Annotated in this window: 10 protein-coding genes; 5 read left to right on the forward strand and 5 right to left on the reverse strand. The window is 73.5% G+C overall.

Features of this window, described 5'->3' with window-relative positions:
* Nucleotides 1-314: 314 nt before the first annotated feature.
* From ACFVXJ_RS17105 to ACFVXJ_RS17125, 5 genes are read right to left on the reverse strand one after another with little or no spacing between them, the layout of a single operon-like run.
* Entirely contained in the window at nt 315-1,625 is a 1,311-nt protein-coding gene (locus tag ACFVXJ_RS17105) for a DUF58 domain-containing protein (RefSeq protein WP_389662471.1), read from the reverse strand.
* Nucleotides 1,625-2,587 (reverse strand): MoxR family ATPase, encoded by a 963-nt coding sequence (locus tag ACFVXJ_RS17110; protein ID WP_361315502.1) that lies wholly within the window; start codon nt 2,585-2,587, stop codon nt 1,625-1,627. Before ACFVXJ_RS17110 ends, ACFVXJ_RS17105 begins: the two co-directional genes overlap by 1 nt.
* Entirely contained in the window at nt 2,584-3,831 is a 1,248-nt protein-coding gene (locus ACFVXJ_RS17115; RefSeq protein ID WP_389662472.1) for a DUF4350 domain-containing protein, read from the reverse strand. Before ACFVXJ_RS17115 ends, ACFVXJ_RS17110 begins: the two co-directional genes overlap by 4 nt.
* Entirely contained in the window at nt 3,828-4,484 is a 657-nt protein-coding gene (locus tag ACFVXJ_RS17120) for a DUF4129 domain-containing protein (RefSeq protein WP_389662473.1), read from the reverse strand. Before ACFVXJ_RS17120 ends, ACFVXJ_RS17115 begins: the two co-directional genes overlap by 4 nt.
* Before the next feature lie 7 nt (nt 4,485-4,491).
* The gene (locus ACFVXJ_RS17125; protein WP_389662474.1) at nt 4,492-5,814 is read right to left on the reverse strand and encodes a glycerophosphoryl diester phosphodiesterase membrane domain-containing protein; all 1,323 of its coding nucleotides are present in this window, start codon (nt 5,812-5,814) and stop codon (nt 4,492-4,494) included.
* 232 nt (nt 5,815-6,046) lie between these two features.
* Here ACFVXJ_RS17125 and mtrA point away from each other — a divergent pair, with 232 nt between their 5' ends.
* From mtrA to hpf, 5 genes are all read left to right on the forward strand, one after another.
* Nucleotides 6,047-6,736 carry a two-component system response regulator MtrA gene (gene mtrA, locus ACFVXJ_RS17130; protein WP_189747360.1) on the forward strand — a complete coding sequence of 230 codons (690 nt, stop codon included), beginning with the start codon at nt 6,047-6,049 and terminating at the stop codon, nt 6,734-6,736.
* 1 nt (nt 6,737) lies between these two features.
* Entirely contained in the window at nt 6,738-8,774 is a 2,037-nt protein-coding gene (gene mtrB / locus ACFVXJ_RS17135; RefSeq protein WP_389662475.1) for an MtrAB system histidine kinase MtrB, read from the forward strand.
* Nucleotides 8,764-10,626 (forward strand): LpqB family beta-propeller domain-containing protein, encoded by a 1,863-nt coding sequence (locus ACFVXJ_RS17140; RefSeq protein WP_389662476.1) that lies wholly within the window; start codon nt 8,764-8,766, stop codon nt 10,624-10,626. The genes mtrB and ACFVXJ_RS17140 overlap by 11 nt, the downstream gene beginning before the upstream one ends.
* Nucleotides 10,627-10,715: 89 nt before the next feature.
* Complete coding sequence (locus ACFVXJ_RS17145) at nt 10,716-11,474, forward strand: ComF family protein (protein WP_389662477.1); 759 nt, start codon at nt 10,716-10,718, stop codon at nt 11,472-11,474.
* A gap of 384 nt (nt 11,475-11,858) precedes the next feature.
* The gene (hpf, locus tag ACFVXJ_RS17150) at nt 11,859-12,554 is read left to right on the forward strand and encodes a ribosome hibernation-promoting factor, HPF/YfiA family (protein ID WP_389662846.1); all 696 of its coding nucleotides are present in this window, start codon (nt 11,859-11,861) and stop codon (nt 12,552-12,554) included.
* The last annotated feature ends 94 nt before the right edge of the window (nt 12,555-12,648 follow it).

Raw genomic sequence — 12,648 nt, forward strand, 5'->3', positions numbered from 1 at the left:
GGACCCTGTGGGAGAGTAGGACGCCGCCGAACAATCATTGTGGGAAAGCCCCGCACCAGCCCGTTATCGGGTTCGGTGCGGGGCTTTTCTGCGTTTACCGGCCGGATATGGGGAGCAAGCCGCTATGCCGGGTGGCGGGGTAGCTCTTGAGGCTGCGCGTGTCGAGCGGCCGGCGAGGACGGTGTCGCCGAAGGCGTAGGGAACCTATTCACCGGTCATGCTGCTGCTCGGCCAGCTCCGCGAGCTACTCGGCGAAAGCGCTCATGCGGCGCACCTGTTCGTGGGGTGAACTCGGCCATGGTGTCCCCGGGAGGTCAGAGGCGGCCGGCCGCCTTGAGGGTGAGGTAGGCGTCGGCCAGGGCGGGGGCCAGGGTGTCCGGGGTGGCGTCGACCACGTGGACGCCGAGGCGGGTGAGGTGGTCCGCGGTGCGGCGGCGTTGGGACTGGGACTGGGTGGCGGCAGCGGCGTCGTAGACGGAGTCGAGCGTGCCGCGGGACCGGGCCATGTCGGCGATGTGCGGGTCCGCGACGGAGGCGAGGACGACCGTGTGGCGCTGGGTGAGGCGCGGCAGGACCGGGAGGAGGCCCTCCTCGACGGGGGCGGCGTCCAGACTCGTCACGAGGACGACCAGGGAACGGCGCGGGGCGCTGCGCAGGATGGTGGAGACGAGGGCGCGGGAGTCGGTTTCGACGAGCTCGGGTTCCAGGGTGGCCATGGCGTTGACGAAGGCCGGCAGGGTGTCGGCGGCGGAGCGGCCTTGGACCTGGGTGCGGGCGCGGCGGTCGTGGGCCAAGAGGTCCACGCGGTCGCCGGCGCGGGTGGCCAGGGCGGTCAGGAGCAGGGCCGCGTCCATGGCGGAGTCCAGGCGGGGTGCGTCACCGACGCGGCCGGCCGAGGTGCGGCCGGTGTCGAGGCAGATGAGGATGTGGCGGTCGCGTTCGGGACGCCAGGTGCGGACGGCGACCCGCCGGCCGCGGGCGGTGGCGCGCCAGTCGATGGAGCGGGTGTCGTCGCCGGGGAGGTAGTCGCGGAGGCTGTCGAACTCGGTGCCCTCACCGCGCGTCAGGAGGCTGGTGCGGCCGTCGAGTTCGCGGAGGCGGGCCAGGCGTGACGGGAGGTGCTTGCGGCTGGTGAACGGGGGCAGGACCCGGACCGTCCACGGCACGGTGTGGGTGCCCTGGCGGGAGAGGAGCCCGAGGGGGCCGTAGGAGCGGATCGTGACGCGGTCGGCCCGGCGGTCGCCGCGGCGGGTGGGCCGCAGGCGGGTGGTGAGGCGGCGGCGTTCACCGGCCGGGACGACCAGGTCGTGGCGCGACGCGGCGGGTTCGGTGCCGGGGAGCCAGCTGCTCGGGGGCCAGGCGTCGCGGACGCGGGCCCGCAGGGTCCGGCCGGCGGGGTTGGTGACGGTGAGGTGGACCTCGGCCGGCTCGCCCAGGCGGACCGACGTGTCCCCGGAACGGGCCAGGCGCAGCGTGCGGACGGGCGCCGCCAGGGCGTAGTCGACGGCGCAGGCCAGGCCGAGGGCGCCGTTGACCGCGAGGAGGCCCGTCCAGCTCGGTTCGAGGAGGCCGACGGGGAGGCTGCCGAGGGCCGCCAGCAGGGCGGCGCGTCCGGTGAGGGCCATCAGCGGGGGACGTGGACGTGAGACAGGATCGCGGAGATGACCGCGTCGGCGGAGACGCCTTCCATCTCGGCTTCCGGGCGCAGTTGGACGCGGTGGCGCAGCGTCGGCAGGGCGAGGGCCTTCACGTCGTCGGGGGTGACGTAGTCGCGGCCGGTGAGCCAGGCCCAGGCGCGGGCGGTGGCGAGCAGGGCGGTCGCGCCGCGCGGGGAGACGCCGAGGGTCAGGGACGGCGATTCGCGGGTGGCGCGGCAGATGTCGACGACATACGCGGCGATCTCGGGGGAGACGGTGGTGCTCTCGACGGCCTTGCGGGCGGCTTCGAGTTCGGCGGGCCCGGCCACCGGGCGGATGCCGGCGGCGTGCAGGTCGCGCGGGTTGAAGCCGGCGGCGTGCCGGGTCAGGACGCCGATCTCGTCCTCGCGGGACGGCAGCGGGACCGTCAGTTTGAGGAGGAAACGGTCCAGTTGGGCTTCGGGGAGGGGGTAGGTGCCCTCGTACTCGACCGGGTTCATGGTGGCGGCGACGAGGAACGGCTCGGGGAGCTTGCGGGGGACGCCGTCGACGGTGACCTGGCGTTCCTCCATGGCCTCCAGGAGGGAGGACTGGGTCTTGGGCGGCGTGCGGTTGATCTCGTCGGCGAGCAGGAGGTTGGTGAAGACCGGACCGTTCTGGAAGGAGAACTCGGCGGTGCGGGCGTCGTAGACCAGGGAGCCGGTGACGTCACCGGGCATCAGGTCGGGGGTGAACTGGACGCGCTTGGTGTCGAGTTCGAGGGACGCGGCGAGGGCCCGGACGAGGAGGGTCTTGGCGACGCCGGGGACGCCTTCGAGGAGGACGTGGCCCCGGCACAGGAGGGCGACGACGAGACCGGTGACGGCGGAGTCCTGGCCGACCACGGCCTTCGCGATCTCGGTGCGGAGCGCTTCCAGGGAGGAACGGGCGCTGTCCGTGGTGGCCGTCATGAGGTGCGGACCTCTCTTTCGAGGGCGTCGAGGTGGTCGGCGAGCGCGACGAGTGCCGCGTCGTCGGAGGGGGTGGGGCCGAAGAGCAGGGTGGTGAGGTCCGTGGCGCGGTCGGCGGTGAGCCGGGCGGACACGGCGGGGAGCAGGGCGGCCGGTTCGTGGGCCTGGATGGCGGGGACGCCGACGAGCGCGGCGAGGCGTTCGCGGGTGGCGGTGCGCAGTACGGTCGCCGCCCGGTCGCGGGCTCCGGCCTTGCGGTAGAGGCGGGCGCGGCCTTCGGTGGCCTCGGAGGCGCGGACGGCGACGGGGAGGTTCTCGGTGACGAGCGGGCCGAGGCGGCGGCCGCGCCAGAGGGCGGCGAGGGCGGCGGCCACGAAGAGTTGGAGCAGGGCCCAGGTCCAGCCGGACGGTACGAGGTCGAGGAGGCTCTTCTCCTCGGGGGCGTCCCGGCCGGTCTGTTCGGCCGGTTCGGGCAGGTACCAGACGAGTTCGGGGCGGGTGCCGAGGAGTTGGAGGGCGAGGGAGGCGTTGCCCTCCTTGGCCAGGCTCCGGTTGTGCAGGATGCTCGCGGAGCCGAGGACGACGGTGTCGCCGCCCTTGGCGATGGCGGGCAGGACGAGCAGGGTGGGGTGGCCGCCGTCGGGGTAGCAGGCGGTGGCTCCGGGGAGGTCGGTGGTGTAGCGGGGGCCGTCTCCGGTGGTGGCGCGGCCGGCGGCGCGGGCGGCGGGCAGCGCGCAGTCGGGGGTGAGGGCGCTGCGGTCGGCGTAGCCGGGGGCGGTCGAGGCGGGGGCCAGGTCGGTGAGGCCGGTGCCGGTCGGCGCGAGGAGCACGGTCCGGCCGCCGGAGGTGTTGGCGGCGGCGCGCAGGGTGTGCCGCCGGGACGAGTCGAGCGCGTCGGGGTCGGTGACCAGCACGGTGGTGCGGGGGCCGGCGGCGGCGGCCGCCTCGTCGGCGGTGGTGACGACGCGGCTGGTGACGCCGCGGGCCTTGAGGAGCTCGGCGACGGCGCGGCTGCCGTATGGATCGGCGGAGCGGGGGTCGAGGTCGCCGTGGTGTGCGTCGGAGTGGAGGGCGGCCACGGTGACACCGCCCACCAGGAGGACGCCCAGGGCGGCCAGGAAGCCCCGGGAGCGGGCCCAGAGGGTGGTGGCCCGGGGCGCGGCCGGGGGCGCGGGAGGCGCCGTCGTGGCGGGGTCCTGGGGGGTCGCGGCGGTGGGCGCGGCGATGTGCGTGGGGCCGGTCATGCCGTGGGTCCCGTCAGGAGCGGCGTGGCGCGTTCCAGGGTCAGGTCGAGGGTGCGCAGGCGGCCGTAGATGTCGGGGTCGCCGGTGCGACCGCCGTAGGTGACGTCGTCGAAGGCGTGGGCCGCGGCGCGCAGCTCGTCGGCGTGGTGCGGGAGGCTGTGGGCCGCTTCGGCCGCCGCCTCGTCGGCGGTGCGGCCGGGGCGGGGGTCGAGGAGCGTGCGCTCCTCCAGGGAACGGACGACGGCGCGCATGCGTTCCTGGACGGCTTCGGTCCAGCGGCCGGCGGCGGCGTGCGCGTCGGCGGCGGCCCGGTGGTCGGCGGCGGTGCGCGCGCCCGCCTCGAAGAGGGTCCCGGCGCCGGTGACGGCGCGGCGGGGGGTGCCGAGCCGCCACCACAGGGCGCCGATGGCCGCGATGGCCAGCAGCACGACGGCGACCAGGCCGACCGTGCCGCCCGGGGTCGACCCGGCGGCACGGTCGAAGAAGTCGCCCAACCAGTCCCAGAGCCGGTCCAGGACGCGCTGGAGCGGGCTCGGATCGTTCTGGTGGTACAGCGGCTTGGACAGTTCCCGTTCGGCCGCCTCGCGGGCGGCGTCGCGCGGAGTCGTCACCGGCGGTGTGGCGGCGGTGATGATGAGTCCCCCCGTGCTCATCGGTGTGTCAGCCTCCGTACCCTGCGCCGGCGGGGCTTCCGTAGTCCTGCAGGCCGGCGGCCCGGGCGAGTTCCAGGTCGAGGGCCTCGCGGCGGATGCGCTGGTCGATGTAGAGCAGGACGGTGATGCCCGCCGAGATCGGCAGGACGACCGTGAGGCTGATGATCGAGCCGATGCCGCTGATCAGCAGGAACGACCACGACATGGCGAAGGAGCCGTCGGTGAGGCCGCTGAGATCGCCCACGCCGCTGAGCACCGCGAGGAGGGTGAACGGCACGGCGATCACCATGGACACGAGGCCGGTGATGAGCCCCGTCAGCAGGGTGATGCCGAAGACGCGCCACCAGGAGCCCTTGACGAGCTTGTCGGACCGCTTGAGCGCCGTGAAGATCCCGGCCCGCTCCAGCATCAGGGCCGGTGAGGCCAGCAGGAAGCGGAACCAGAGCCAGATGAAGAGCGGCACGGACACGAGGAAACCGAGGAGGGCGACGCCGATGCTCTTCATGAGCACCCCCGGCAGGATCAGCGCGACGAAGAGGACGACCGCGCCGGCCGCCAGGAGCACGGTCAGTCCGGCCAGCGGGAGCAGGCGGGGGCGCGCTTCGCGCCATGCCTCGCCGAGCGTGATCCGCCGGCCGATCACGGCGCGGCTGTAGATGACGGTGAGCAGCGCGCTGGCGAGGATGCCGAGGACGAGCTGGAGGAATCCGTTGGCGAGGACGGGGACGACGGCGTCGCGGATGCCGCGCAGTATCTGCTCGGGGTCCTCGCCGGTGGCGGAGGCGGTGCTGAGGTCCGCCAACGCGAACTTGTTGATGAGTACGTTGCCGACCTCGATGAGGACGCCGACGACGAGGCTGACGGAGAGCACCGAGCGCCAGTGGGTGCGCATGGTGGAGACCGCGCCGTCGAGCAGTTCGCCCAGGCCGAGGGGGCGCAGCGGGATCACGCCGGGCTTGGCGGCCGGGGGCGGGCCCCAGGGGCCGGCGGGGCCGCCGGGGTAGCCGTACTGGCCGCCGTAGGGCGATCCGTACTGTGGTGCCTGGCCGGGCTGCCCGGGCTGACCCGGCTGGGGGCCGTACGATCCCCAGCCGCCCTGCGGCTGCTGCTGCGGGGCCGCGTCGGCCGGAGCGGGGGCCTGGGCGCCGGGGCTGGACCACTGGCCGGGCGGCGGCTGGGCGTCGGACCACTTGGAGTCCGCGGCGGGCTGCGCGGGGGGCTGTATGCCCTCCGGCGTGCCCTGGCCGCCCGTGCCGCCCTGACCGGTGTGGCCGCCCGCGCCTTCCGACGGGGAGGACCCGGGCGAAGCCCAGCCCGGAGAGTCGTTCATCTCGCTCCTTGACGTGCGTCTACTGCGGCGGGGCGCTGGTCGGCTGCCATCGTGCCACGTGGGACCGCGGAGCGGGCGGGGTGCTCCCCGAGATCCGGTGCCTTCGCGCCTTCAATTGTCGCCCGGATACGGGGCAGACTGGTCGGCCTGATCGCCACGCAGGTCCGGGGGGCGATTTCCAGCCCTTTTGGCTGTGGGACAGCTCACCGCCAGGTAACGATTAGCTAATGGGATGATGTCAACCATGAAGGGACGAGTCCTTGTCGTCGACGACGACACCGCGCTGGCCGAGATGCTCGGCATTGTGCTGCGTGGAGAAGGTTTTGAGCCGTCGTTCGTAGCGGACGGTGACAAGGCGCTGGCTGCCTTTCGGGAGGCGAAGCCGGATCTGGTACTGCTCGACCTCATGCTGCCCGGACGGGACGGCATAGAGGTCTGCAGGCTGATCCGGGCCGAGTCGGGGGTGCCGATCGTCATGCTCACGGCGAAGAGCGACACGGTCGACGTCGTCGTGGGCCTGGAGTCCGGGGCCGACGACTACATCGTCAAGCCGTTCAAGCCGAAGGAGCTGGTGGCCCGCATCCGGGCCCGCCTGCGCCGCTCGGAGGAGCCGGCACCCGAGCAGCTGGCCATCGGTGACCTGGTCATCGACGTGGCCGGGCACTCCGTCAAGCGCGACGGTGCCTCCATCGCCCTGACCCCGCTCGAGTTCGACCTGCTGGTCGCCCTCGCGCGCAAGCCCTGGCAGGTGTTCACCCGCGAGGTGCTGCTGGAGCAGGTCTGGGGATACCGGCACGCGGCGGACACCCGCCTGGTCAACGTGCACGTGCAGCGGTTGCGCTCCAAGGTCGAGAAGGACCCCGAGCGCCCCGAGATCGTCGTGACGGTCCGCGGTGTCGGCTACAAGGCCGGACCGAGCTGACGTGCCGCCCGGCACGTCCCGGGGCGGCTCCCGTCGGGGAGTGCTGCGGGGCGGCCGGCTGCTCAAGGACCGAGTGGCCGGCAGCCCCGTGCTGCGGCTGTGCGTACGCCTCGTACGCCGGCCGCTGCTTCCGGCTGTCCGGCTCTGGCGGCGCAACATCCAGCTCCGGGTCGTCGCGGCGACCCTGCTGCTCTCGCTCACCGTCGTCCTCGCCCTGGGCTTCGTCGTCATCGCCCAGGTCAGCAAGGGCCTCCTCGACGCCAAGGAGGAGGCCGCCCAGAGCCAGGCCGCGGGCGGGTTCGCCGTCGCGCAGGAGAAGGCCAACACCCCCCTCGCCGCCGATGGCTCCGACGCCACCGACAACAAGATCGGCCGCGACGCCAGCACCTGGATGAACTCCCTCGTCAAGCAGCTCGCCAGCGGCGGCCAGACCGCCTTCGAGGTCGCCGCGCTCGGCGCGGGGGCCGGCGAACCGGCCGCGCCCGGCGCCCAAGGCGTCAAGGGCGCCCGCGCCTCCGGCAACGTCGATCCGACCGCCAGCGTCCCCATCACCCTGCGCCGGGCGGTCAACCACGCCACCGGCACCTTCAAGACCTTCTCGGAGATCCGCTACACGGCCGGCTCCGGGGAGAAGGCCCCCGCGCCCGCGCTGGTCATCGGCAAACGGCTCGCCGACATCAACGGCGACCCCTACGACCTGTACTACCTCTTCCCGCTGACCCAGGAAGAGGAGTCCCTCAACCTCATCAAGGCCACCATCGCCACCGCCGGCCTGTTCGTCGTCGTCCTGCTCGGCGCGATCGCCTGGCTCGTCGTACGCCAGGTCGTCACCCCCGTCCGGATGGCCGCCGGGATCGCCGAACGGCTCTCCGCCGGACGGCTCCAGGAGCGGATGAAGGTCACCGGCGAGGACGACATCGCCCGGCTGGGCGAAGCCTTCAACAAGATGGCCCAGAACCTCCAGCACAAGATCCAGCAGTTGGAGGACCTGTCGCGGATGCAGCGCCGGTTCGTCTCCGACGTCTCCCACGAGCTGCGGACCCCGCTGACCACCGTCCGCATGGCCGCCGACGTCATCCACGACGCCCGCGTCGACTTCGATCCCGTCACCGCCCGCTCCGCCGAACTCCTCGCCGGACAGCTCGACCGCTTCGAGTCGCTGCTGTCCGACCTGCTGGAGATCAGCCGCTTCGACGCGGGCGCCGCCGCCCTGGAGGCCGAACCCATCGACCTGCGGGACGTCGTACGCCGCGTCATCGACGGCGCCGAACCGCTGGCCGAACACAAGGGCACCCGCATCCGGGTCCTCGGCGACACCCAGCCCGTCATCGCCGAAGCCGACTCGCGGCGCGTCGAGCGGGTGCTGCGCAACCTCGTCGTCAACGCCGTCGAACACGGGGAGGGCCGCGACGTGGTGGTCCGGCTCGCGTCCGCGGGCGGCGCCGTGGCCGTGGCCGTACGGGACTACGGGGTCGGCCTCAAGCCCGGCGAGGCCACCCGCGTCTTCAACCGGTTCTGGCGCGCCGACCCCGCCCGCGCCCGCACCACCGGCGGGACCGGCCTCGGCCTGTCCATCGCCGTCGAGGACGCGCGGCTGCACGGAGGCTGGCTCCAGGCGTGGGGCGAGCCCGGCGGCGGCTCCCAGTTCCGGCTCACCCTGCCGCGCACCGCCGACGAACCGCTGCGCGGCTCCCCGATCCCGCTGGAACCCGAGGACTCCCGCGCCAACCGGGCCAGGGCCGCCGCCGAGGCGGCGGCGCGCGCCGGCTCCGGCAACGGCGCGGGCGGACCCGGCGGTGACCGGCCCCGACCGGCCGACCGTTCCCCGATACCGCCGCGCCCGGCGGTGACCACCGCGATGCCGGTTCCCGCCGATCCGACGGCGCTGCCCGGGAACGGGTCCCGGGTCGTGGCGCGCCCCGCGGACCAGTCGGCGGCCGACCAGTCGGCGGCCGACCAGCCGGTGGCCGGTCAGTCCGGGGCCGACCGGGCAGCGGCCGATCAGTCAGCACAGGAGGATGGACCCGGTGGACGCTGAGCGCGGGCCGGCACACGTACAGGCCCGGCGGACGGGTGGCCGGCGGTCGGCGACCCTGCGGGCGCACGCCGTGCTCGGCGCGCTCGCACTGCTGCTCGCCGGCTGCGCCTCGATGCCCGACAGCGGCGAGATCCGGCAGGTCCAGGCATCACAGGGCGTCGACTCGCAGGTACGGGTGTTCGGCGTGCCGCCCGCGGACAAGGCCAGCGCCGCCGACATCGTCGACGGCTTCCTGGAGGCCATGACCAGCGACGACCCCCAGCTGGAGACGGCCCGCAAGTACCTCACCGAGGACGCCGCGAAGAACTGGAAGCCCGGCTCGGCCGTCACCGTGCTCTCCGGGGGCCTCGACCGCTTCCCCGTCCAGGGTTCCAAGGAGCCCGACGACACGCGGTGGAAGGTCACCGGCAAGAAGCTGGCGACGGTGGACGAACGCAGCGCCTACCAGCCGGAGACCGGCGGGGTGCGCTACGAGGAGTACCTGCAACTGGTGCGGGAGAAGGACCAGTGGCGGATCGCGACGCCGCCGAGCAGCCTCGTCCTCAGCGAGTCCGACTTCCAGCGCATCTACAAGCCCGTCAACAAGTACTACTTCGCGGGCGGCACGCTCGTCGCCGATCCGGTGTACGTGCGCCAGCGCAGCGACCCCGACTCGCGGATGGACCCCACCACCCAGACCGTGCAGTCGCTGCTCGCCGGACCCTCCAAATGGCTGGCCCCGGTCGTCACTTCCAGTTTCCCCACCGGGACGGAACTGCGCGCGGGCACCAAGTCCCTCTCGTACGACGGTCAGAACACGCTGCGCGTGCCGCTGAACGACAAGGCGAAGAACGTCGCGCAGCCGCAGTGCCAGAAGATGGCGACCCAACTCCTCTACACGATCAGGGACCTGACGGCCTCCCGGCTGGAGCGCGTGGAACTGCTGCGCCCCGACGGGAAGACGTCGCTGTGCTGGGTCACGCGCAATGCCGCCGTGGCGATCGCCAACCCGGCGCAGAGTCCCGAGCACCAGTACTACGTCGACAAGGACTTCCGGCTGGTGCGGATGTCCCTCAACGTCAACGCCGAGGACCAGCAGCAGGACAAGCCGGAACTCGCGCCCGGGCCGTTGTCCGGCGCCACCGGGTTCCGGGTGGGGTCCGCGGCCGTCACCTACGACGAGAAGCGGGCCGCGGTCGTCTCCGAGGACGGGCACGGGCTGTACGTGGTGACGCTGACGACGGCCGGGCCCATGCCGCAGCCGCTGCCGCTGCCGGCGGGCAGGACCGGCAAGCTGACCGCGCCGAGCTGGGACACCCGCGGCGACCTGTGGGTCGCGGACCTCGACCCGCAGAACCCGGGGCTGTGGCGGGTGCCGGGCGGCACCGGGACACCGCAGAAGGTGGACGTGGCCGGGCTGGACGGCGGTCGCGTCACCGCCCTCAAGGCCTCCCCCGACGGGGTGCGGATCGCGCTGCTCGTCGAGAAGGACGGCCGCAAGAACCTCTACACCGGGCGGATCGAGCGGCCCGACGGCAAGGCGGACACCTCGCCGGTGTCGGTGCGCGAGCTGCGCCCGGCGGCCCCGCAGATGGCGGACGTGATGGCGATGAGCTGGGGGCCGCGGGGCCGGCTGCTCGTGGTGGGCCGGGAGAGCGGCGGGATCCAGCAGGCCCGCTACATGCTGTCCGACGGGTCCACGGCGGCCGCGAGCCTGCCCGGTGCGTCCGGGCTGGCCGGGGTCGCGACGACCGAGGACGAGGAGAAGCCGGTGGTGGCGTTCTCCGACGAGGACGGCATCGTGTGGCTGCCGCCGGGGGCGCAGTGGCGCACGGTGGCGGCGGGTGGCCGGGCCCCGGTCTATCCGGGCTAACGGACGCCGCGCGTTCCCCGGCGGGGGGCCGTCGCGGCGGGTTTTCCACAGGGGTGGCGGGCGCGTTCCGGCCGGGGCAGAGTCCTTCCATGCGGGGGTGGTGGCAGGAACTGACCGGGCTGGTGCTGCCGGTCGACTGCGCCGGGTGCGGGGCGCCGCGGGTGGTGCTGTGCGCGCGGTGCCGGGCCGCCCTGGCCGGCGGCGGTGCCGGACGGGCCCGGCCCGCGGCGGCGCCGGCCGGCCTGCCGGTGGTGCACGCGGGCGCCGCGTACGGGGACGCGGTACGGGCCGTGGTGCTGGCCCACAAGGAGCGCGGCGCGCTTCCCCTGGCGGGCCCCCTCGGCGCCGCCCTGGCGGCGGCCGTGCTGGCGGGCGGTGCGGGTGGGCGGGGCGGGGTGGGGGAGGCGGGGGGACTGGTCCTCGTACCGGTGCCTTCGACCCGTCGCCAGACCCGCGCGCGGGGCCATGACCCGGCGCGCAGGATCGCGCTGGCCGCGTCGGCGCGGCTGCGCCGGGCGGGTGTGCCCGCGCGGGTGGTTCCCGTGCTGCGGTTGCGTCGGCGGGTCGCGGACCAGGCGGGTCTGGGGGCCCGGGAGCGGTGGGAGAACCTGGCCGGGGCCTTGGCGGCGCGGGCCGCCGGGGTGCGGTCGGCGGGTGGGGCGCGGATCGTGGTGGTGGACGACGTGATGACGACCGGGGCCACGCTCGCGGAGGCGGCGCGGGCGCTGCGGGCGGGCGGGCTGCGCGTGACGGGGGCTGCGGTGGTGGCGGCGCCCGCGGACTCCTTCGGGGCCGGTCCGGGCGACGGATTCCCGCGTGGGCGGGGAAAACGGCGACGGATCGCATAGATGTGGAACCCGGGGGGAAGGCGCATCGTTACTGGTGACAAGAGATGCCCACGAGGCGCACAAGAGGAAGAATTCGGCTGAACGGAAACGAACGGAGGTATGTTCCGGTAGCGGGTGCCGGCAACCGGCATTGAGAGATATGTTCGGTTGTGAGGACTGGCGATCCTTGGGCCCCACGTCATCGGAGCACCGACCCGCCCGTTTTTGGAATCTTCGTGTCAGAGGGTGTCTCTCTGCTCCGAAGTCGGTGGGATGTGGATCTTGCCGATGGGGGAGGAGGAGGTGAAAGTCGCCAAGTCCGAGGCTCTGGTGCTCACCGGAGCCTGGTGCGAAAGGGAGACGCTTCGCCCCAAGAGGCGGAGCTATCCGGGAACGGAGTTCTGCGTGGACATCGTCGTCAAGGGCCGCAAGACCGAAGTGCCCGAGCGGTTCCGCAAGCACGTGGCAGCGAAGCTGAATCCCGAGCGGATCCAGAAGCTCGACGCCAAGGTGATCAGCTTGGACGTCGAGGTGTCCAAGGAGCACAACCCGCGCCAGGCCGACCGTTCCGACCGCGTGGAGATCACCCTGCACTCGCGGGGCCCGGTGATCCGGGCCGAGGCCGCGGCAGCAGACCCGTACGCGGCGCTGGACCTGGCTCAGGACAAGCTGGAGGCCCGGCTGCGCAAGCAGCACGACAAGCGTTACACCCGCCGCGGCAACGGAAGGCTCTCGGCGGCCGAGGTCGCCGACGTCGTGCCGGGCGTCGCGCAGCTCAACAGCAACGGGGAGCCGGTCTCCGAGGAGAAGACGGACGGGGTCCCGACCACCCGGATCGGGTCCCTTGAGGTGCAGGGCGAAGGCCCCCTCATCGTCCGCGAGAAGACCCACTCCGCCGCACCCATGTCGCTCGACCAGGCTCTGTACGAGATGGAGCTGGTCGGCCACGACTTCTACCTGTTCGTCGACGCCGACACCAAGCTGCCGAGCGTCGTCTACCGCCGGCACGCTTACGACTACGGCGTCATCCACGTCAACCCCGACGGTGCCTCCAGCACGGAGGAACCGCGCGGCGGCGCGGGCGGCTCGCTCGGCGGCTGAGTGTTCGAACCCTGCCCCCGCGGAGCGCCGTCCGGCCTCCGCGGGGGCACTCGTATGACACGTATGAGCCAGTCGGCCCCCCGATGGGGCCCCT

Origin of the sequence: Streptomyces sp. NPDC058279 (genome assembly GCF_042881255.1) — a bacterium.
GTDB lineage: Bacteria > Actinomycetota > Actinomycetes > Streptomycetales > Streptomycetaceae > Streptomyces.